This window comes from Streptomyces sp. NBC_01716 (assembly GCF_036248275.1).
Lineage (GTDB): Bacteria > Actinomycetota > Actinomycetes > Streptomycetales > Streptomycetaceae > Streptomyces.
Genome location: NZ_CP109181.1, coordinates 7,601,023 through 7,621,242, shown reverse-complemented (window position 1 = coordinate 7,621,242; position 20,220 = coordinate 7,601,023). Strand labels below are relative to the sequence as shown.

At 66.1% G+C, this 20,220-nt stretch carries 17 protein-coding genes and 1 pseudogene; 12 read left to right on the top strand and 6 right to left on the bottom strand.

Annotated elements, in window-relative coordinates; translation table 11 throughout:
* Positions 1-135 precede the first annotated feature (135 nt).
* Entirely contained in the window at positions 136-711 is a 576-nt protein-coding gene (locus tag OIE74_RS38725) for an NUDIX domain-containing protein (RefSeq protein ID WP_443076312.1), read from the top strand.
* A gap of 388 nt (positions 712-1,099) precedes the next feature.
* On the top strand, positions 1,100-3,445 hold the full coding sequence (locus tag OIE74_RS34035; RefSeq protein ID WP_329390611.1) for a transketolase-like TK C-terminal-containing protein: 2,346 nt from the start codon (positions 1,100-1,102) through the stop codon (positions 3,443-3,445).
* 646 nt (positions 3,446-4,091) lie between these two features.
* Here OIE74_RS34035 and OIE74_RS34030 read toward each other — a convergent pair.
* Positions 4,092-4,304: a hypothetical protein gene (locus OIE74_RS34030; protein ID WP_329390609.1), complete on the bottom strand. Its 213-nt coding sequence runs from the start codon at positions 4,302-4,304 to the stop codon at positions 4,092-4,094.
* 540 nt (positions 4,305-4,844) lie between these two features.
* Between OIE74_RS34030 and OIE74_RS34025 the strand changes: the two genes are divergently transcribed.
* The 4 genes from OIE74_RS34025 (at position 4,845) to OIE74_RS34010 (ending at position 9,318) form a co-directional block, all read left to right on the top strand.
* Positions 4,845-5,516, top strand: a complete 672-nt coding sequence (locus OIE74_RS34025; protein ID WP_329390607.1) for a methylmalonyl-CoA mutase family protein — start codon at positions 4,845-4,847, stop codon at positions 5,514-5,516.
* Between the two features lie 5 nt (positions 5,517-5,521).
* Positions 5,522-7,129 carry an acyl-CoA carboxylase subunit beta gene (locus OIE74_RS34020; RefSeq protein ID WP_329390604.1) on the top strand — a complete coding sequence of 536 codons (1,608 nt, stop codon included), beginning with the start codon at positions 5,522-5,524 and terminating at the stop codon, positions 7,127-7,129.
* A 17-nt stretch (positions 7,130-7,146) separates the two neighbouring features.
* A complete protein-coding gene (locus tag OIE74_RS34015) occupies positions 7,147-7,356 on the top strand; it encodes an acyl-CoA carboxylase epsilon subunit (RefSeq protein WP_329390602.1) in 210 nt (69 codons plus the stop codon).
* A 189-nt stretch (positions 7,357-7,545) separates the two neighbouring features.
* The gene (locus OIE74_RS34010) at positions 7,546-9,318 is read left to right on the top strand and encodes an acetyl/propionyl/methylcrotonyl-CoA carboxylase subunit alpha (RefSeq protein ID WP_329392535.1); all 1,773 of its coding nucleotides are present in this window, start codon (positions 7,546-7,548) and stop codon (positions 9,316-9,318) included.
* Between the two features lie 228 nt (positions 9,319-9,546).
* Here OIE74_RS34010 and OIE74_RS34005 read toward each other — a convergent pair whose 3' ends face one another.
* Both OIE74_RS34005 and OIE74_RS34000 read right to left on the bottom strand, forming a co-directional pair.
* Positions 9,547-9,885, bottom strand: coding sequence for a recombinase family protein (locus tag OIE74_RS34005; protein ID WP_443076311.1), 339 nt, complete (start codon positions 9,883-9,885; stop codon positions 9,547-9,549).
* A gap of 122 nt (positions 9,886-10,007) precedes the next feature.
* Complete coding sequence (locus OIE74_RS34000) at positions 10,008-10,472, bottom strand: Lrp/AsnC family transcriptional regulator (RefSeq protein ID WP_329390600.1); 465 nt, start codon at positions 10,470-10,472, stop codon at positions 10,008-10,010.
* 445 nt (positions 10,473-10,917) lie between these two features.
* Between OIE74_RS34000 and OIE74_RS33995 the strand changes: the two are divergent.
* A pseudogene (locus tag OIE74_RS33995) lies at positions 10,918-11,285 on the top strand (lipoyl synthase); the annotation flags it as partial.
* Positions 11,286-11,596: 311 nt separating this feature from the next.
* Here the strand turns inward: OIE74_RS33995 and OIE74_RS33990 are convergent.
* The 3 genes from OIE74_RS33990 to OIE74_RS33980 all read right to left on the bottom strand — a co-directional run bounded on the left by OIE74_RS33990 (position 11,597) and on the right by OIE74_RS33980 (position 14,845).
* Complete coding sequence (locus OIE74_RS33990) at positions 11,597-12,895, bottom strand: MFS transporter (RefSeq protein WP_329390598.1); 1,299 nt, start codon at positions 12,893-12,895, stop codon at positions 11,597-11,599.
* A 606-nt stretch (positions 12,896-13,501) separates the two neighbouring features.
* Entirely contained in the window at positions 13,502-14,014 is a 513-nt protein-coding gene (locus OIE74_RS33985) for a TetR/AcrR family transcriptional regulator (RefSeq protein ID WP_329390597.1), read from the bottom strand.
* A gap of 63 nt (positions 14,015-14,077) precedes the next feature.
* Positions 14,078-14,845, bottom strand: coding sequence for a creatininase family protein (locus tag OIE74_RS33980; protein WP_329390595.1), 768 nt, complete (start codon positions 14,843-14,845; stop codon positions 14,078-14,080).
* A 144-nt stretch (positions 14,846-14,989) separates the two neighbouring features.
* Here OIE74_RS33980 and OIE74_RS33975 point away from each other — a divergent pair, with 144 nt between their 5' ends.
* Genes OIE74_RS33975 through OIE74_RS33955 form a run of 5 tightly spaced genes read left to right on the top strand, consistent with a single transcriptional unit; the run spans position 14,990 to position 20,010 of the window.
* Positions 14,990-16,168 (top strand): LLM class flavin-dependent oxidoreductase, encoded by a 1,179-nt coding sequence (locus tag OIE74_RS33975; protein WP_329390593.1) that lies wholly within the window; start codon positions 14,990-14,992, stop codon positions 16,166-16,168.
* Positions 16,165-16,983, top strand: coding sequence for an enoyl-CoA hydratase/isomerase family protein (locus OIE74_RS33970; RefSeq protein ID WP_329390590.1), 819 nt, complete (start codon positions 16,165-16,167; stop codon positions 16,981-16,983). The genes OIE74_RS33975 and OIE74_RS33970 overlap by 4 nt, the downstream gene beginning before the upstream one ends.
* 13 nt (positions 16,984-16,996) lie before the next feature.
* Positions 16,997-17,776: an enoyl-CoA hydratase/isomerase family protein gene (locus OIE74_RS33965; RefSeq protein ID WP_329390589.1), complete on the top strand. Its 780-nt coding sequence runs from the start codon at positions 16,997-16,999 to the stop codon at positions 17,774-17,776.
* Positions 17,769-18,137 (top strand): flavin reductase family protein, encoded by a 369-nt coding sequence (locus OIE74_RS33960; RefSeq protein ID WP_329390586.1) that lies wholly within the window; start codon positions 17,769-17,771, stop codon positions 18,135-18,137. Before OIE74_RS33965 ends, OIE74_RS33960 begins: the two co-directional genes overlap by 8 nt.
* 46 nt (positions 18,138-18,183) lie before the next feature.
* Positions 18,184-20,010 (top strand): AMP-dependent synthetase/ligase, encoded by a 1,827-nt coding sequence (locus tag OIE74_RS33955; protein ID WP_329390584.1) that lies wholly within the window; start codon positions 18,184-18,186, stop codon positions 20,008-20,010.
* Positions 20,011-20,220 lie beyond the last annotated feature (210 nt).

Here is a 20,220-nt window from a genome sequence, read left to right as displayed (position 1 = left end):
GGTGCTCGGCAAGGTCGCCGTCAGGGAGTGCCGTACCTCGCGCTGTCACGCGGCCGGGCATCCGGTGCTGATCAGAAATGGGACGAGTTCTCCTGACCTGCCACGACGGGGCTTTCTCCGAGTCCGGGCCGTCGCATGAAAGAAGCACTCCAGATGAAAAGGCCTATCGGGTCGTATTCGAGTGTCCCTTCCGAAGGCGGTGATCGCACAGTGATTCAGCAAGCTTCGCAAAGGGCTCAGTCCCTGGACGAGTTCAGCCGACCCACGTCTCGGGGCCCGCGACACATCGTCGCCGTCATCCTCATGTGGCGAGGGCGTATCGGGTTGTTCAAGCGCAGTGGATCCGTCCAGCATGACGCAGGCCTGTGGCACTGCATCACTGGATATCTGGACGCTGACAGCGACCCGGTACGGCAGGCCATCCAGGAGATCTGGGAGGAGACTTTGCTCCCCGCCCGTGCTCTGGAGCACCTGACTGCGGGCCCTACGCTACGCCTGGCCGACCCAAGTGGCGGCCAGGACTGGACCGTGCACACCTTTGTGGCCCGCACCAGGCAACGCCGGCTCACTCTCAACTGGGAGCACGAGGCATACCGGTGGGTTCGGCCCTGGAAGCTGTCACAGTTCGACGGGCAAGTCGCATGGCTGACGGATGTTCTGCAAGCGATCAACTCCCTGTCGTCAGGCGAAACTTGTGACCAGGTCGCATAGATGTGCCGAGAATCGATCGAGTCTGCAATTCAGTCGTCCGGCTGCGGAGTACGCCCCCTGAACAGCGCTTGCCATGGCGGGGCAGCAGAACCGTGCAATCGTCAGCGCACCGGCCGGCCGTCTGCCGGAAGCGGTAGTGGCGGAGGAATCCCGCAGACACGCATTCCGGCAGTGAGATTTCGAAGGACCAGCTAATCAGGCGTTCGCAGCATCGAGAGGCTGTTCACTGGTCATGATGCCCTGTCAATGCCTGCCGGCCAACTCAAAGTCTGAGCAGAATGCTCAAGTCAAAGGCAACAACTTGTGCAGTCGCAGGACCATAGGTCTACTTGCGGAGCACAACGCAAAATTTCTTAAGGCATGGTGCCGAATGCGGAGGAGGTCTGTGATGGTTGCGGAACTGAGGTCGGCCGACGTCGACAGCTCTGGTCCTGCCCGGGCGGAGGAGCTCGTCGTGCTGAAGGCGGTTGAGCAGCGGGTGCTGTGGCTCTCCACCGCGATCATCGATCATGCCAACCGGGTACGGCCGAACCCTGCGGGGCTGAAGGTGGGTGGTCACCAGGCGTCCAGTGCCTCGATGACTTCCATCATGACTGCGCTGTGGTTCCATTCGCTGACCGCCGAGGACCGGGTGTCGGTCAAGCCGCATGCCTCACCCGTGCTGCATGCGATCAACTACCTGCTGGACGAGCTGGACGAGTCCTACCTGACCACGCTGCGCGCCTTCGGCGGCCTGCAGAGCTACCCCAGCCGGTCCAAGGACCCCGACCCGGTCGACTACTCCACCGGTTCGGTCGGCATCGGTGCCACCGCCCCCCTATGGGGCGCCCTCGCGCGGCGCTATGTGGAGGGTCATTTCGGCGGCGCCGGCACAGGGCGCCAGTACTCCGTGCTCGGCGATGCGGAGCTGGACGAGGGAGCGATCTGGGAAGCCGTCCAGGACCCGATGGTGCCGGGCCTGGGCGAAGCGGTGTGGATCGTCGACCTCAACCGGCAGTCCCTCGACCGAGTCATCCCTGGCATCGCCGCGGACAAGCTGCGAGGCATGTTCGCGGCTGCTGGCTGGCAAGTGCTCACCCTCAAGTACGGCCATCTCCTGGAGGAGTTGTTCACCAGGTCTGGTGGCGAGGCCCTGCGTGCTCGTATCGACACCATGGGCAACCCCGAGTACCAGCGCCTGCTGCGCTGCTCGGCCGACCAGTTGCGCGAGCGCCTGCCCGGTAGCGGCTCCACGGCACAGTCCATCGCCGAGCTCATCGCGTCCCTGGACGACGCCTCACTGCTGGCGGCCCTGCGCAACCTGGGCGGCCACGACATCGGCGCTCTGATGGACGCCTACGACGCCGTAGACGACACCCGGCCCACTGTGATCTTCGCTTACACGATCAAGGGCTACGGGCTCCCCACCGAGGGCCACCCGCAGAACCACTCCTCGCTCCTGACAGCCGACCAGATGACGGCACTGGCCGACCGCCTCGGACTGGATCTGGGTCACCCGTGGACCCGTTTCGCCGACGGTTCGGCGGAAGCGGCCCTGTGCACGAAGGCGGCCCAGCGGCTGCGCCGCCCCGGATACGCGCTGCGGCAAGCTCCCACGCTACCCACGGACCTCGGCCGAGCCGCGCCGACCGGCACCGGCAACACCCAGCAGGCCCTCGGACGCGTCCTGCTGGACCTCACCCGCCGGGCACCGGAGGCGGCGAGCCGGATCGTCACCGTCAGCCCGGACGTCAGCTCCTCCACCAACCTCGGCGGCTGGCTCAACAAGGTGGGCGTGTGGTCGCCCACCGAGCGCCCCAACTGGTTCGCCGACGACGCCGAGACCATCCTGCACTGGCGTGAGCAGCCGACCGGCCAGCACGTGGAACTCGGCATCGCCGAAACCAACCTGGTCGGCGTGCTCAGTGAGCTCGGCGCCACCTGGAGCCGGTGGGGCCAGCCGCTGCTGCCGATCGGCGTGGTCTACGACCCGTTCGTCAACAGGGCACTGGAACCGTGGTCGTTCGGGATTTACGCGGGCGGACAGTCGATCCTGGTCGGCACCCCGTCCGGTGTCACGCTCGCCCCGGAGGGCGGCGCGCACCAGTCGATCACCACGCCTTCGCTCGGCATCGAACAGCCCGGCTGCGTCACCTACGAGCCGGCGTTCGCGATCGACACCGAATGGTGTCTGCTGACCTCCCTCGGCAACCTTGGTAAGACAGACGGCAGTTCGGCCTACCTGCGGCTGTCCACCCGCCCAGTGGACCAGACGCTCGCCGCTGTGCCCACCGACCCTGCCGCCCGTGAACGCCGCCGCCGGCATGTGACCGCCGGAGCCTACCGGCTGCGGCAGCACGAGAAGCCCGTGGTGACTATCGCTGCAATGGGCGCTCTTGTACCCGAAGCCCTGGCCGCCGCCGACCGCCTCGCCGCCCTCGGCCAAGCCGCCGATGTCGTGTGTGTGACCAGCCCGGATCTGCTATTCCGTGCGCTCCAGGCCCGCCGCGGGCTGTCGGACGACCCGACCTGGATCCTCGACCAGGTATTCCCCCTCGACCGGGCCACCCCGCTCGTCACCGTCCTGGACGGGCACCCGCACACCTTGGCATTCCTGAGCACCATCCAGAACGTTCCCGTCAGCACCCTCGGTGTCACCAAGTTCGGCCAGTCCGGGGCGATCGAGGATGTCTACCGCTACCACAGCATCGACACCGACAGCATCGTCACCACCGCCCTCGACCTCATCGACTGAGCGAGAACCCGACAGCTCCCGCGTGAAGGGCCGGCGGGCAAGAGCAAAAGCGCGCTCACCGTCCACGCGGACAGCGCCCCCGCATCGCTCAACCCAGGGTCGTCTCCCTCGGCCTCGTAGCGCTGCGCCTCACCGGGGAGATAACTGCGGCAGTCACCATGCACAACCGGTCCGCCGCAAGATCCCCCGACGGGGTTCTCCCTTCACACCCCGTCCGGCGGTACGGCCCTGTCCTGCCGAAAAGACGTACCGCCGGACGGCCCCACTCAGCCGACCCGCACCATCCCATGGGAACTCCCCACCGACCCCGTCCGGCGGCGCGTCGCCTGCCCTGACAAGCCGCATCGTGCCGTCGGGCGGTTCCAACCCAGCTCGTCCGCCATCTCCACGGCGGAGCGAAGTAGATGCCCCGCCCGAACGATTGGACCTGTGATGAAGGCTCTGAGCGGAATCGAACAGAAGTGGTCGGGGGCTCCAGCCGTTCCCCAACCAGCTGACTCGTCGGCCAGCCGTCCGCATCTGGCCGTGGGAGGCAGAATCGGCGAGGTCGTCTCCAGGCCGTCGGCAAGCACCCCGGCCGCCGATGACCGACCGGGCCTCCCGTCAGGACCACAACATCCTCCGGCCGGTACCGATGAGCCCCAATTCAACGAAGGAACATCACGCCCAGCGGACAGTTTTTGAGCGTCACCAACTGAGCCAGGCGGCAGTTGCTTCCCGCTCGGCGTGGCGTACCGGTTCCGGCATCATCGCCGACCCGGTCGGCTGAAGGCCGACGACGACGTTCCGGTGGCCGTGACACCGGCGGTGCCGAGAACTTCTCGATCACCGAGGCATTGGCCGTCTCCGTCGGCGTCATCACGGGCTCTTTACACAGAGCTGTCGACGCCATCTGCATGCGCGCAACAACCCGATGACCGCAGCGGCGAGAGAGTCTCCTCACAGCCGTGCCGCCAGCGGCAGGCGGGGTTCCATCCACGTGTCAACATTGTCGGCCTCCACGACCGTCGTGGCCGTCGACGAGGACTAGGGAGACATGGCGGAGCCATGCCGACCGACGACAACGCAGGGGGCACCTCCCGTGCCCCCTCCGGGGCTACGGGGGAGGGCGTGCGTGCCAGGGACCGCGAGCCCGGCAAGATCCAAACGACAGACCCTAGGCGCTCCTGTGCGCAAAAGTCCCTGGGCAGGCGCAGCAGGGCTGGAGCAAAACTTCGATGTCCCGTCCGCTGCGGAAGGCAACGAGGGTCGTGCCGCGCCTGGCGCCGATGGGAAACCGGGGCCCGCAAGGGGCGAATGCCTCGCGCATCAATTCGGGATCACTTGCCCAGAACTTCGGAACTGAGTACCGTTCCCATGAGATCGAGTACCGTTTCTGGAGGTTCCACCGTGAGTTCCCTTGCACGAAGCGAGTCCGGTCTGCCGATCCAGCCAGGCTTACGACCCTCGTGCACTGCGGGACATCGACCCCGGGACACAGCCGGACGCCCCGGCCCGGTTCCGGAGCCTGTACCCGACGATGCACCTCGGCCGGCCATGGACGACGCGGCAACGTGCCGAGTTCGGGACGGCGAAGGAGCCCAACAGGGGCACCCACGAACCGGTCAGCGCGGCTTTCGCCCTGACGACGCAAGTGGGTTACGACTCGACCGGGTCCATCGCCCGGAGCGCGGTCGGCAAGACCGAGGTGGCAATGAACTCGATCGAGGACATACGAACGCTCTTTGAGAGCCTTTCGCTGAGCAGTACCGACTTCGAGATCAACCACTGCGAACGCCTGGCAGCATTGCGGCGAACCCGGGAATCCGTACCGCCCGACATGCCTCGAAAGCGGCCCACCACCGGTGCGTGGTCCCATGCCCTGCGCAACGTCCTGGGGATGGACAGCCGCCCTGACGTCGTCTCTCCGCACCCTGGAGCAGCCCTCTTCACTGGGAGCGGCTGCCCAGCGCCTGCGGAGCATGACATGACGCCTCCTGCGGACCTACGTCGGCTTCCGCCCATGCCAGTACCGCAGCCGTCCGCCCGCCCCCTCTTCGTTCGCAACAACCCGAAGGGATCTGTCCGGTGAGCTCCGTGCCTACGGAACCGTCCGACATCGACATCCACACCACCGCGGGCAAGATCGCGGATCTCCAGCGCCGTATCGAGGAAGCGACGCACGCCGGCTCCGCACGCGCCGTTGAAAAGCAGCACACCAAGGGCAAGTTGACGGCCCGTGAGCGCATCGACCTCCTCCTCGACGAGGGGTCCTTCGTCGAGCTCGACGAGTTCGCCCGGCACCGTTCCACCAACTTCGGGCTGGAGAAGAACCGCCCGTACGGCGACGGAGTCGTCACCGGGTACGGCACCGTCGACGGCCGCCCCGTCGCCGTGTTCTCGCAGGACTTCACCGTCTTCGGCGGCGCGCTGGGCGAGGTCTACGGCCAGAAGATCGTCAAGGTGATGGACTTCGCGCTGAAGACCGGCTGCCCGGTCATCGGCATCAACGACTCCGGCGGCGCCCGCATCCAGGAGGGCGTGGCCTCGCTGGGCGCGTACGGCGAGATCTTCCGCCGCAACACCCACGCCAGCGGTGTGATCCCGCAGATCTCCCTCGTCGTCGGGCCCTGCGCGGGCGGTGCGGTCTACTCCCCCGCCATCACCGACTTCACGATCATGGTCGACCAGACCTCGCACATGTTCATCACAGGGCCGGACGTCATCAAGACCGTCACCGGCGAGGACGTCGGCTTCGAGGAGCTGGGCGGCGCGCACACCCACAACTCCGCCTCGGGCGTGGCGCATCACATGGCCGGTGACGAGAAGGACGCCATCGAGTACGTCAAGCAGCTGCTGTCGTACCTGCCGTCCAACAACCTCTCCGAGCCCCCGGCCTTCCCGGAGGAGGCCGACCTCACCGTCACGGCCGAGGACCTGGAGCTGGACACGCTGGTCCCGGACAGCGCCAACCAGCCGTACGACATGCACACGGTGATCGAACACATCCTGGACGACGCCGAGTTCTTCGAGACCCAGGCGCTGTTCGCGCCGAACATCATCACCGGGTACGGACGGGTCGAGGGCCGTCCCGTCGGCATCGTCGCCAACCAGCCAATGCAGTCCGCCGGCTGTCTCGACATCAACGCGTCGGAGAAGGCGGCACGGTTCGTACGCACCTGCGACGCGTTCAACATCCCCGTCATCACCTTCGTGGACGTGCCGGGCTTCCTGCCCGGTGTCGACCAGGAGCACGGCGGCATCATCCGGCGCGGCGCCAAGCTGATCTACGCGTACGCCGAGGCGACCGTCCCGCTGATCACGATCATCACCCGCAAGGCCTTCGGCGGTGCCTACGACGTCATGGGCTCCAAGCATCTGGGCGCCGACCTCAACCTGGCCTGGCCCACCGCGCAGATCGCCGTCATGGGCGCCCAGGGCGCGGTCAACATCCTGCACCGGCGCACCATCGCCGAGGCGAAGTCGAACGGCGAGAACCCCGAAAACGCTGAGGCGGTGCGCGCCCGGCTGATCAAGGAGTACGAGGACGCGCTCCTCAACCCCTACGTCGCGGCCGAGCGCGGCTACATCGACGCGGTGATCATGCCGTCCGACACCCGCCGCCACGTCGTCCGCGGCCTGCGTCAGCTGCGCACCAAGCGGGAATTCCTGCCCCCGAAGAAGCACGGCAACATCCCCCTCTAAGCCTGCTGGGAGCCGTCATGAACATCAAGGTCCTCCGGGGCAACCCGACACCCGAGGAGCTGGCCGCCGCACTGGCGGTGGTCCGCGCCCGCGCCGCGGCGGAAGCAGCCACGCCGCCCGGCGCACCCAAGCCGCGGGACGGGTGGTCGGACCCGTCCCGCATCGCCGCACACCGGCTCCCGCAGCCGGGGCCAGCAACCTGGCGCAGTTCCTACTCACCCCGTTGAAAAGCGGGCGCTGCCCTACCTGTTGACTCTTGGAGAGAGAATGAATGCCCTGCGACAGCACACGGAGCTTCCCCGTACCGAGACCATGGGCGGCCGTGCGGTTATCACGCCAGACCCGGACGTCGACCGGAACGTCGAGACCTCGCATCGGCTCACCGTGTCTTTGGTCGACATGTTGGAGTCGGCATGCTGACGAAGGTGCTCATCGCCAACCGTGGCGAAATCGCTGTCCGCGTGGCCCGGGCCTGCCGGGACGCCGGGATCGCGAGCGTGGCCGTCTACGCGGACCCGGACCGCGACGCTCTGCATGTCCGCGCCGCGGACGAGGCGTTCGCCCTGGGCGGTGACACCCCGGCAAACAGCTATCTGGACATTGACAAGGTCCTGAACGCGGCACGCGAGTCCGGCGCGGACGCCATCCACCCCGGCTACGGATTCCTGTCGGAGAACGCCGACTTCGCCCAGGCCGTCCTGGACGCGGGGCTGACCTGGATCGGGCCGCCCCCGCAGGCCATCCGCGGCCTCGGCGACAAGGTCGCCGCCCGCCACATCGCCCAGCGCGCCGGCGCCCCTCTCGTCGCCGGTACGCCCGACCCGGTCTCCGGCGCCGACGAGGTCGTCGCCTTCGCCGAGGAGCACGGCCTGCCGATCGCGATCAAGGCCGCCTTCGGCGGCGGCGGACGCGGTCTGAAGGTCGCGCGGACCCTCGAAGAGGTGCCCGAGCTGTACGAGTCGGCGGTCCGCGAGGCCGTCGCCGCGTTCGGGCGCGGCGAGTGCTTCGTCGAGCGCTACCTCGACAAGCCCCGCCACGTCGAGACCCAGTGCCTGGCCGACCAGCACGGCAACGTCGTGGTCGTGTCCACCCGTGACTGCTCGCTGCAGCGCCGCCACCAGAAACTGGTCGAGGAAGCCCCGGCGCCGTTCCTGTCCGACGCCCAGGTCGCTGAGCTGTACTCCTCTTCCAAGGCCATCCTCAAGGAGGCCGGCTACGTCGGCGCCGGAACGGTGGAGTTCCTCGTCGGCATGGACGGCACGATCTCCTTCCTGGAGGTCAACACCCGCCTCCAGGTCGAGCACCCGGTCACCGAGGAAGTCACCGGCATCGACCTCGTACGCGAGATGTTCCGCATCGCCGACGGCGAGGAACTCGGCTACGACGACCCGCCGGTCCGCGGCCACTCCTTCGAGTTCCGCATCAACGGCGAGGACCCGGGCCGCAACTTCCTGCCCGCCCCCGGCACGGTCACCGCCTTCGCCCCGCCGTCGGGTCCGGGCGTCCGCCTGGACGCGGGCGTGGAGTCCGGCAGCGTCATCGGCCCGGCCTGGGACTCCCTGCTGGCCAAGCTGATCGTCACCGGCGCCACCCGCCAACAGGCCCTGCAGCGCGCCGCCCGCGCCCTGGCCGAGTTCCAGGTCGAGGGCATGGCCACCGCGATCCCGTTCCACCGCGCGGTCGTCAAGGACCCGGCGTTCGCACCGGAACTGACCGGCTCCGCCGACCCGTTCACGATCCACACCCGCTGGATCGAGACCGAGTTCGTCAACGACATCAAGCCCTTCGCCGCCCCCGCCGACACCGACGCGGACGAGGAAGCCGGCCGCGAGACGGTCGTGGTGGAGGTCGGCGGCAAGCGCCTGGAAGTCTCCCTGCCCGCCTCCCTCGGCATGCCCCTGGCCCGCACCGGCCTGGCCGCCGGCGCCAAGCCCAAGCGCCGCGCCGCCAAGAAGTCCGGCCCCGCCGCCTCCGGCGACACCCTCGCCTCCCCCATGCAGGGCACCATCGTCAAGGTCGCCGTCGAGGAAGGCCAGGAGGTCAAGGAAGGCGACCTCATCGTCGTACTCGAAGCGATGAAGATGGAGCAGCCCCTCAACGCACACAGGTCCGGCACCATCAAGGGCCTGTCCGCCGAGGTCGGCACCTCCCTCACCTCGGGCGCCGCGATCTGCGAAATCAAGCACTGACGCACACAACACCCACGGCGTCCGACGGACCGGAACACACGGTCCGCCGGACGGTTGTCCCATCGAGCAGGACTTCATCCTCCGGAGCAGCCGACCTTCCGCCGAGACATGCCGTCCGCAGTCTCGCGCGGAATGCCCGGTGTCATCGCGACGTGGACGGCGTATATGGGGGATCGCCGAGACAAGCCCAGAAGGGGCCACGGGGTGATCTTGAAGCTCTGAAGTGGGTCACCGTACGGTCTGCGGCTGGGCCCGAGGGCCGGGGAGTTCGCCGGCCCGGAGGTCGGCAAAGTCGGTGTGGGCCTGTACGACGGCTTCGGGGTGTGCCTCACGCCTGGTGTGCTCGGCGAGCGCCCGGCGCCGCAGCACAGTGTGGAGCATGTCGTCGGTGATGACCGGAGGCCGGCCGCCGTGCTTGCCCTTGCGGGCGGCGGTGTCGAGCCCCTCCGGCGTCGACTCCCGGATGTTCTCCCGTTCGGTCTCCGCCATCGCCGCGAAGAACGCGAACAGCGCCTTGCCCGCCCCATGTGTGAGTCGAGAACCGAGGCAGATCGGCGGCTGGACCAACCCGCCGAATCGCCGTCGACCAGAGCGGCTACGAGGCGTGCTCGTCTCAGTGGACGATTCGGTCTCCGTGCGGGGGGTGGTGGATGACCTGCTCGGGCAACCTCTACTGGCGTCTGACAGGGCTACCTGCCCTCTGCGGCACGACGCAGCAGAGGGGTGAGGCGGTGCGGGACCAGTTCGCGCATGGCCAGGGCTGTAGTAGTGCGCTCGATACCGCGTACGGCGAGGATTTGCCCCGCGACCCGGTACAGGTCCTCCGCGTCCGCAGCGACCACCCGCACCAGTAGATCGGTCTCGCCACTCAAGCCGAAGACCTCCACGACCTCGGCGATGTCGGCCAGCGCCTGGGAGACCTCGGCCAGCTGGTGCTGATTGACCTGCGCGGTGACGAACGCCGTGAGCGGCTGGCCCAGCGCTTTCGGGCTGATCCGCCGTTCAAAGGAGCCCAATGCGCCGCCCTGTTCCATCCTGACCAGCCGGGCTTGCACGGTATTTCGAGACAGGCTCAGTTGCTCAGCCAGGGCAACGACCGTGGCCCGCGGATCGGCAGCCAGAGCGAGCAGAATCCGCGCATCGGTGGCGTCCATGCCTCGCTCACTGTTCATAGTGGTCAGTTGACACACCCTCACCCAAGTCACTTCTGAGCAGATTGCTCAACTTCAGAGGCATACCTTGCCGAATTGAACAGTTCTCTGTCTACCGGCGGAGCGTACATTCAATCTAGAACGTTCCGCCACCGACTGAGTGTGACGCGATTGGACCGGTCCGGATCCAGGACGTCTATCGCTGCCGCGGAAACGACATCATCACCGCCGCACTTCACCTCATCGGCCGATGACGGTCTCCGTCCCAAGACTGAGGGGACCCTGGAACCATGGCAGTTTTCGTGACCTTGCCATCGCTCGGCGAGACAACGCGGCGAGGTGCCGTAGCTGTCGTCGTGCGCCCGCCAGGGATTACGGGACCTTAGCCACGGCTCGCGCCCCGGTGTGACCTCATACATCGCACACAAGCCGAACTAAGGAGCTGCACGTGCCCACTGTCACCCCTGGCGGGCGTAGGTTGTTGCGTCTGGAGGTCCAGAACAGTCAGACCCCCATCGAGCGCAAGCCCGAGTGGATCAAGACCCGGGCGAACATGGGCCCAGGTACCGCGAGTTGCAGAGCCTGGTCAGGAGCGAGGGACTGCACACCGTGTGCCAGGAGGCCGACTGTCCCACCATCTACGAGTGCTGGGAGGAGCGCGAGGCCACGTTCCTCATCGGCGGCGACCAGTGCACCCGGCGCTGCGACTTCTGCCAGATCGACACCGGCAAGCCCGAGGCCCTCGACCGTGACGAGCCACGCCGCGTAGGTGAGTCCGTGGTCTCCATGGACCTGAACTACGCCGACAACACGGGCTGGTTCACGACCAAGGGCGACAACCGAGTCTGGCAGCTCAACCTCACCAACAACACCTACGAGTTGGCGTACGACGACTCCGTCGTCAACGGCACGGCCCCGCTCCGCGGCGTCGGCAACATCACCTACGAGGTGACAGGCCCCTTCCGTACCAGCGCGTGATTTCCGCTCGTTGGCGCTGGGCAGCCTCAACTGTCGGGCAGGTGATCACGAGTCAGGAGTAAACGCCAACTGGCAGCCTTCGACGATCTCCCACACCGGGCCGGCGCTTCCGCGCTGTGCTGCAGGAGATCGTCGAACCGGCTGTCCGCTCAGGCGGGTAGCGGCTTCGCCGCGGTCTTCGGCAGGCGCGCGACGGTGATCACTCCAATGAGTGATACGGCGAGGATCCAGTACACGGGACTGGTTTTGCTCCCGGTGCCGGCCACGAGGGCGGCGGCGACGAGTGGTGTGATGCCGCCGATGATCACGCCGAGGTTGTAGCCGATCGCAATGCCTGAGTAGCGCACATTCGCCGGGAACAGTTCCGTGGCCAGCGGCCACGTCGGTACCTGCGACCACCCGGTGAAGAACATGAAGACGAAATAGACGGCCCCGACAACAAAGAGGTTGGTTGCTGCGATGAGCAGAGCGAAGACCGGCCAGGCGATGACGGCGAAGGCGATGTAAGCCGCCAGCAGGATTGGCTTGCGGTCGTATCGGTCCGTCAGCTTGCCCGCAAGCGGGTACGTCAGGGTAGCCAGGGCGATGCACAACGCCGCTGTCCAGGCGACGCCTGTTGCGGAGAATCCCTCCTGCTCAAGGAAGATCGCGAAGTAGGCTACGCCGAAGTAGCCGGTGCCGTTGAACGCGATGGCCAGACCCGCCACGCGGGCGACCGACAGCGGGTGGCTGCGCAGAGCGGCCAGCGTCGGGCTACGTACGATCGCGGCCTTGTCTTTCAGCTCTTGGAATTGAGGTGACTCCTCAACCCGCAGGCGAGCCCGCAGGCAGACCGCAGTCAGGATCAGCGAGAGGAGGAACGGAATCCGCCAGCCCCATGTTGCCATTTGGTCGGCCGGAACCAGCAGCCGGACCACTCCTACGACGGCGGCGGCCACGGCGAACCCGAGTGTGGACCCTATGGAAACCGTTGATCCGTAGTATCCCCGCTTGCCGGGAGGCGCGAGCTCGGCGATGTAGGTGGCGGCGCCGCCAATCTCACCGCCGGCGGCGAACCCTTGGGCGAGTCGCACGACGATGATGGCGATCGTCGCGGCGACTCCGATGTGTTCGTAGGTGGGCAGCAGGCCCATCACGCCGCACGCCACACCCATCAACACGATCGTCGCGACAAGGGCTGTCCGGCGTCCGCGGCGGTCACCAAGACGACTGAAGAACCAGCCGCCGAGCGGACGTATGAGGTAGGACGACGCGAACACGGCGAGCGCGGACAGGGTTGAAACCGTCGGATTGTCGCTGGGGAAGAACAGCGGTCCGATGGTGAGCGCCAGGAACCCGTAGACGCTGAAGTCGTAGTACTCGATCAGTGTGCCGACACCACCCGCGAGCGATGCGCGCCGGGCGGACTTCAAGCTGATCGTTTTCTCGGAATGTTGCGCAGTCGTCATTGACTCTCCTTGTCACATTTGAGGGAGGCGTCCCGCCGCGCGACACGAGGCCGACGTCGTGTGGCTCGGCGCGATCAGGGGGTGGTTCCTCCCACTGGGCGCTTCCGTCGGATCAGGCGCGATGAGGCACCAGGGCGATGTCGAGCGTTGACGATGCCTCTGTACTGCCTCAGGTGGCTGAAATCCCATCCGTCTGAGGCCGAGCGGCGCAGGCGACGGGGCTACCTCGTCGGTGGCTGCTTCTTAGACGACTGCGGGATGGCCGTCGAATGATGGAACGCGCTGATGGAGCGCCGCCGGTTGCATGCCATTCCTCGTGGGTTACTACGAACTGCGTACGCGCGGGCTCGCTGCATTTGGCATGTGCTGACTCTGGCCCGTCATGCCCAGACAAGCAATGGACCGAATTGACTCAACTATTGCAAGTTCCGCAAGAATGGATGCAGAAGAGGAATGGTTTGGTGATCTGGGATGACACCTGAATCCACCCGCCCCTCGCGCCCAGCGCCGGAGCTCGTCGCGCGCCCTCAATTTGCTGCCGGTGAGCCATGCGCTGTGCACCCGGGCCTGGACGCCTCGTGAGAGTGCTCAGCCGCGACAGCACCCTCACGATATGGCTGTGTTCTTCAGAGCCACTGCGTCATCCGGTCGCGAGAAGTCGGCGGTGGCTGCGGTGTGTCCGGCGCGGACCAGGACACCGCAGTTCTGCGGGCGTACGGGAAATGTCCGGGGGCCCTCGTGCACATGGTGGTGGTCACCAGCACCACGACCATGAGTCCTTAGCTCAGCAGTCGTTCTCTGCGCTTTCGTGGGGACGTTGTGTTCGTTCTTCAGGAACACCAGCGTGGACGGCACGTTGTCGAGGGTGCGTCTGACGTGGTAGTCGATCATTGCTTCGAGTGCCTGGCGTGGATCCGAGATCTCGGCTGCCGTCCTGCGCGCGTTCGCCAGCAGCTCGTTCAACGGATCCTCGAGCACGGCGATGAGCAACGCCTGCTTGCTGGGGAAGTGCCGGTAGAGGGCGGGGCCGGTCACGCCGGCGCGGGAGCCGATCATCTCCGTGGTGACCGCATCGAAGGCACGCTCGTTGAACAGCTCGCCGGCGACCTTGATCAGCACCTGCCGACGTGTCGCGCGCGGCGATGCAGTACGAGGGGTGGGTAAGCTCGGTAACGAGCACCCCTAGGTGAGTGGCCGATAACGTGTCGTCGCGTGCGTCGCGAGCAGGTCGGCGACGGCGTTCAGGCAGGCAAAACCCAGCTCAGAGGACATTCCGTGCGGGTCACCGAGTACCCCGTTGGGCGCAACCGCCTTGACGCCGTCGGTGAATACGCGGGCGAGCAGTTCGTCGTTCATTGACCCGGTGAAGCCTGCGGTGGCGCGATCGTTCCTCACGACGTCCGGCTGAACGGCGAGCATGATCGAACTTTCGGCGACGTCGGCATGGCCTCCGACATGGTCGGCGAGGCCGGCGACGCGTTGAGCCGCGTCGCGCCATGCCTGGAGGACCGCTGCCGAGTCGGCGAACGCGATGACGTCCAGGTCGGCAGGAAGCCGTGGGGCGAGCTTCTCCTCGATCTCACTGAGCAGTGGGTAGTTGCCGATATGCGCCGAGAAGATCAGCACGCGCCGGAAGCCGTGCGCGGCAAGGCTTGTGCAGCAGTCGACGCAGATCGCCTCGAGCGTTTCGGGCTGCAGTGAGAGCGTTCCGGCGAAGCCGAGGTGGTGCGCGGAGCAGCCGATCCGCACCGTCGGCAGCACGAGCGCGTCGCCAAGCCGCTCGGCGACAAGGATGCCCAGACGGTCGGCGTGATCGCTGTCGACCGACAGTGGCAGGTGCGCGCCGTGCTGCTCTGTGGCTCCCAGCGGCAGGACCGCCGTACGCATGCCGCTTGCCATGGCATCCGCGATCTCGGGCGAGGTCAAACGCTCAATCCGCAACTCGCTCACGTGTGGTCACTCCTCCTCACAGGCAGGCCCGGGCAGCCCTCATTGTTACCGCCACCTAACGCTGTGCGGCTCTCATGGAGGCCTTGACCAGGGCTGAACTACGCCATACGTTATCGGCGATTAACATTCGACGGAAGGGTCGTCATGGACTTCATCCTCATGTCCGAGGGAGACACCCCGGTCGGGCTCACGCATGAGCACCGCTACCGGGAGCTGATCGAGGAGGTGCTCCTGGCGGAGCGGGTGGGCTTCGACGCCTTCGGCAGTTCCGAGCAGCACGTCGCCCTGGGCACCGCATCGGTCTCGGCTCCGGAGGTGCTCTACCCCTACCTCATGGCCCTCACAAGCCGGATCCGCTTCATCCACCTCGTGACACTGCTGCCCACCCGGATGAACCACGCCCTGCGCGTCGCCGAACGCGTCGCCACCGAGGACATCCTGTCCAACGGCCGCGTCGAACTGGGCACCGGACGCGGCAACACCACACTCGCACTGCGCGCATTCGAGGTCGACCCCTCGGAAAACAAAGCCCAGTGGCGCGAAGGCATCGAACTCATCCGCCACGCATTCCTCAACGACGTCTTCTCCTACGTCGGCGACCACTACAAGATCCCACCCCGCAGCCTCGTCCCCAAACCCCTACAAAACCCCCACCCGCCCATCTCAGCCGCCGCCGGCAGCCCCAACTCCGTCGAAACCGCAGCCACCATGGGCATCGGCGCCATCATGGGCGGCCTCTACCTCGGCTACGACCTCGTCGAAAACATGATCAAGCTCTACGACAAAACCCTCACCACCACACACCACCCCCACCCCATCACACCACGCAAAATGATCGCCATCGCCGGCGGAATGCACTGCGCCCAAACCACAGCACAAGCCCGCACCGAAGCAAAACCCCTGCTCGACATGGCCAAACTCTCCACCGACGCCTACGAACGCCTCTCCAAACTCTCAAAGGACTACGCCTACATGGGCGCCGTCAAAAACATCAACCTCAACGACGAGGAATACATGCTCGAACACTCCCAGGGCTTCATCGTCGGCGACCCCGACCACTGCATCCAACACATCCAGCGCTACGCCGACATGGGCGCCGACGCACTCGTCCTGCGAGTCGACAGCCTCCCCCACCACCAACTCATGAACTCCATCGAACTCTTCGGCAAATACGTCATCCCCCACTTCAAAAACCCCCGCAACATAGTCCGCCCACCCAACGACATCCTCACCGACATCCGCACCGCACGCCCCGCCCACGAACAAGCACTCCGCCAACACCACACCAACCACACCAACCACACCAAGGAGACCCCACGATGAGTGACCTCTACAAGCACGGCACTGGCGACGTCCTCGTCGAACGCCGCGACGACGGTGTCCTCCTCATCACGATCAATCGGCCCGAGCGGTACAACTCGCTCACCATGCCCATGTTCGAGGAGATGAACCAGATCTGGGCCGACGTCGAGCGCGACGATCAGACCCGGGTCGTGGTTGTCACCGGAGCCGGCAAGGCATTCTGTACCGGGATGGACGTGGCGCAGCCCGATCCCACGCCCGAGCAGACGCTCGCGATGCTGGAGACGGAGCGCAAGCGGGTTGCGACGGTCCTGCGCATCGAGAAGCCGATCATCTCCGCGATCAACGGTCCCGCAGTCGGCTACGGCCTGTCGACCGCGCTCCTTGCCGACATCAGCATCGCCGCGGACGACGCGGTGCTGATTGAGGGCCACACCAAGGTCGGCGTGACAGCCGGCGACCACGCCGCACTCATCTGGCCGCTGCTCGTCGGCATGGCCAAGACCAAGTACTACGTGCTCACCTCCGAGAAGCTGACCGGTGCCGAAGCCGAGCGGATCGGGCTTGTGAGTCTGTCCGTTCCCCGTGAGCAGGTACTGCCCCGTGCTCTCGAGGTCGCGTCCCAGTTGGCGCGTGGTTCCCAGCAGGCTCTCCGTTTCACCAAGCGCGCGCTCAACACCTGGCTCACCAACGCGATGCCCCAGCACGAACTGTCCTCGGCGCTCGAGATCATCGACTTCGCCAGCGCCGACTACGCCGAAGCGCGCCAGGCCTTCCGGGAAAAGCGCCCTGTGGACTTCCCCTCCGCTCGCATCGCTGGCGCCCCGGCGAACTAACCCGGAGACGAGCATGACCGCAGGTTCGCACAACACAGCGCTGAGCGTTGTCCACGCGTCCGACGAAGCGGACGGCGTGGTCGTCATCACTCTGAACCACCCGCCCGCAAACGCACTCAGTGACTCGCTCGTCAGCGACCTGACGGCGAAGCTGGAGACCCTCGCCAAGGGTCCTGACGCCCCCGCGCTGGTTCTGACGGGCGCCGGCGAGCGTTTCTTCTGCGCGGGTGGCGACATGAAGGAAGCCGTCGACTTCAACGCCGCTGCGATGGCCGGGCGGATGAAGTCGTTCCACGCGCTGCTCTGCGCACTGGAGAACTATCCCCGGCCGCTGGTGTGCGCGGTTAACGGCTGGTGCGTCGGTGGCGGTATCGAAATGGCGTTGTTCGCTGACGTGGTGTACTCGTCGACTACAGCGCGTTTCGTCTTCCCCGAGATCAAGCACGGAATGCTGCCGGCCGTAAAGGGAATCGCTCAAGTGCGTGAAATCCTTGGTGACCGCGCAGCCCGGCGACTCCTGCTGGGTGGAGATCCCATCGATGCATTCGATGCGAAGGCGATAGGCATCGTCGACCAGGTGGTCAACCAGGACGACCTGCTCTCGACTGCGCTGGCGGATGCGCGCAAGGCAGCCGCGAACCCGTCTGCCGTGTTCGCGGCGCTCAAGCGGGCTCTTCACTCAGGGACTGCCAGTTGGCCAGAGGAAGAACAGCTCCGCGTCACGGTTGCCGACGCGCGCACGGTCTTCCTTGACCCTGCCGCCCGAGCCGCCCGCGAGGGATACAATGGTTGATCAATTTCAAGGACCGCTCGTCTTGGTTTGCCTGGGCCGGGGGGCGGACTGCTTTCCTGTTTTCATGGCGGCCAAGCACTTCGTCGTGAACATCGTGACGGACGCACACGCGGAATTGGTGATCAAATTCGCGACAAAGGGTGAGAATAAGTTCGCTTACGGCAACTTCGAATTCGATGAGGCGGGTCATCCACTGTTGCCCGATGCAGCGGCAGTCATCCGTTGCGAACTGGAGCAAGCCGTGCCAGGCGGAGATCACGTGATCCTCATCGGTCGGGTGCACGACGCGCGGACAGGTAGCAGCAAGCCGGTGACCTGGTACAGAGGCGGCTTCCTCCCTATTGGGGAGAGTGCGGCATGAATCTCATCGGGCCCGGGCTTGTCAGCTCTGTAAGAGAGGCCGTCTCATGGATCTGACCAATTTCCAACCGACCCGGACGCTACCGGGGCTGCTGCTCGATCGCGCGAGCCGAGAGCCTGACACCGTTGCGCTGCGCTACTGGCGTGATGGTGCCGCACAGACGGTCACGTGGCGGTCGTACGCGGACCAGGTACGCTCTCTGGCGCTCGGCCTCGCCGCGCAAGGTGTGAAGCACGGTGATCGCGTCGCGGTGTTGAGCAGCGCCCGCCCGGAGTGGGTGTTCGCCGCGCTGGCCGTGCAGAGTGTCGGCGGCGTCGTGATCGGCGTGTATCCGACCAACTCACCCGCCGAGATCGAGCAACTCCTCGTACACAGCGAGGCGGTCGCCTTCGTCGGGGAGACGACGACAGACCTCACCAAAGTCGCGGGGATCGCCGCACGCACACCGAAGCTGCGGCTCGTGGTCGGAATCGACCACGCTCCGCCGGCGCTGCCCCAGACGATCAAGGGGACAAGGTGGGAGACGCTGCGCGAAGAAGGAGCACGGTACGCCGACGGCCCGGATCGCCTGTCCAAGCTGGTTTCCGCGGGCTCTCTCGATGATGCCGCCGTGCTCTTCTACACGTCGGGGTCCACGGGAGCGCCGAAAGGCGTCACACACTCGCACCGAACGATTCAGCACTCGGTTCAGACCGTCATCGGCCTCTATCCACAGCTGATCAGCCGCGATCACGATGTGGTGGGCTTCCTGCCATTGGCCCACGTGGCGCCGGCGGTAGTTTCGGTTTTCACGCCGCTGCTCTCACGGCTGGTGGTCACCTACTGCAGCATCCCTGACTACGAGGATGTCCTGCGCGCGGTACGGCCGACAGTAGTGCTCTGGCCGCCGCGCTTCTACGAGAAGATCGCCGGCGAACTGATCGCACGGCCAGAAACCTGGTCGGGACTCCGCCGCTACGCCTATGACGCCGCGATGTGGGTGGGCCGCAGGGTGGCCGAACTCCGCTGGTCTCGTCGCCGGCCCTCGCTGTTGCTGCGGATCGCGTACGCTGCCGCCCTTCGCGGAGTGTTCCTGCCGCTACGGGCAACCGTCGGAATGGATCGCGTCCGGATTGCCTACACCGCATCTGCCGCGATGCCTGAGAGCGTCCTCGCGATTTGGCAGATCTGGGGGCTCGACCTTCGCGAGTGTTACGGCCTCACCGAGACCGCCGGCACGCCCATCGCACACTTCAATGAGCAGTTCCCTCGGCCAGGTTTCATCGGCAAGGAGTTTTCGGACCCGCGCTTCCAGGTGAAGGTCGCGGACGATGGAGAAATGCTGCTCCGCGCGCCGCTGCTCTTCGACGGATATTGGCGCAACCCTGCGGAGACCGAGGCTGTTTTCCAGGATGACTGGTTCTGCACCGGTGACCTGATGGAGCGCACACCCCGGGGCGACATCCGGCTCATCGGCCGCAAGAAGGATGTGATCATTACCCGCGGCGGCAAAACGATCAATCCTCAGCCCATTGAAACCCGGCTGAGGGAAAGCTCGCTGATCAACGAAGCCATCGTCGTCGGCGACGCCCGCAAGTACCTCACTGTCCTGTTCGAGCCGAGCACCACCGCAGACGCCCAGTCGGCAGAAGCGCTGGCCGAACGCCTGCGAGCGGAGGTGGTTCGGGTCAACGCAGACCTCGCCCGCGTAGAGCAGTTGAAGGACTTTCGCATCCTGCCGCGGCCCCTGCGGGTCGAGCACGGCGAGCGGACTGTGAACGGCAAGTTGAAGCGCAATGCCGTCGTGCGCTCGTTCGCAACGCTGATCGACGAGATGTACGGCGCGAACGATGACGCGGCAATCGCGAACCACGTGCGCTCCAAGCCGAACTAGATGGCTGATTCCACGAAGATCGCGTGAAGTGAAGTCGGGCCGCAGGCGTGGGAGGAGGGCGTTCATGATCTATGTGCGAGCAAAGGATTGGACACCCTTCTGATGGCACGCTCCGTGTTGAACGACGACCAGGCGGTCGTTCCCCACGCCTGACGGTGCCGTCATCTGCGGCTGATGACGCCAGCGGTGGCCCGGGTGCTGCCGCGCCTT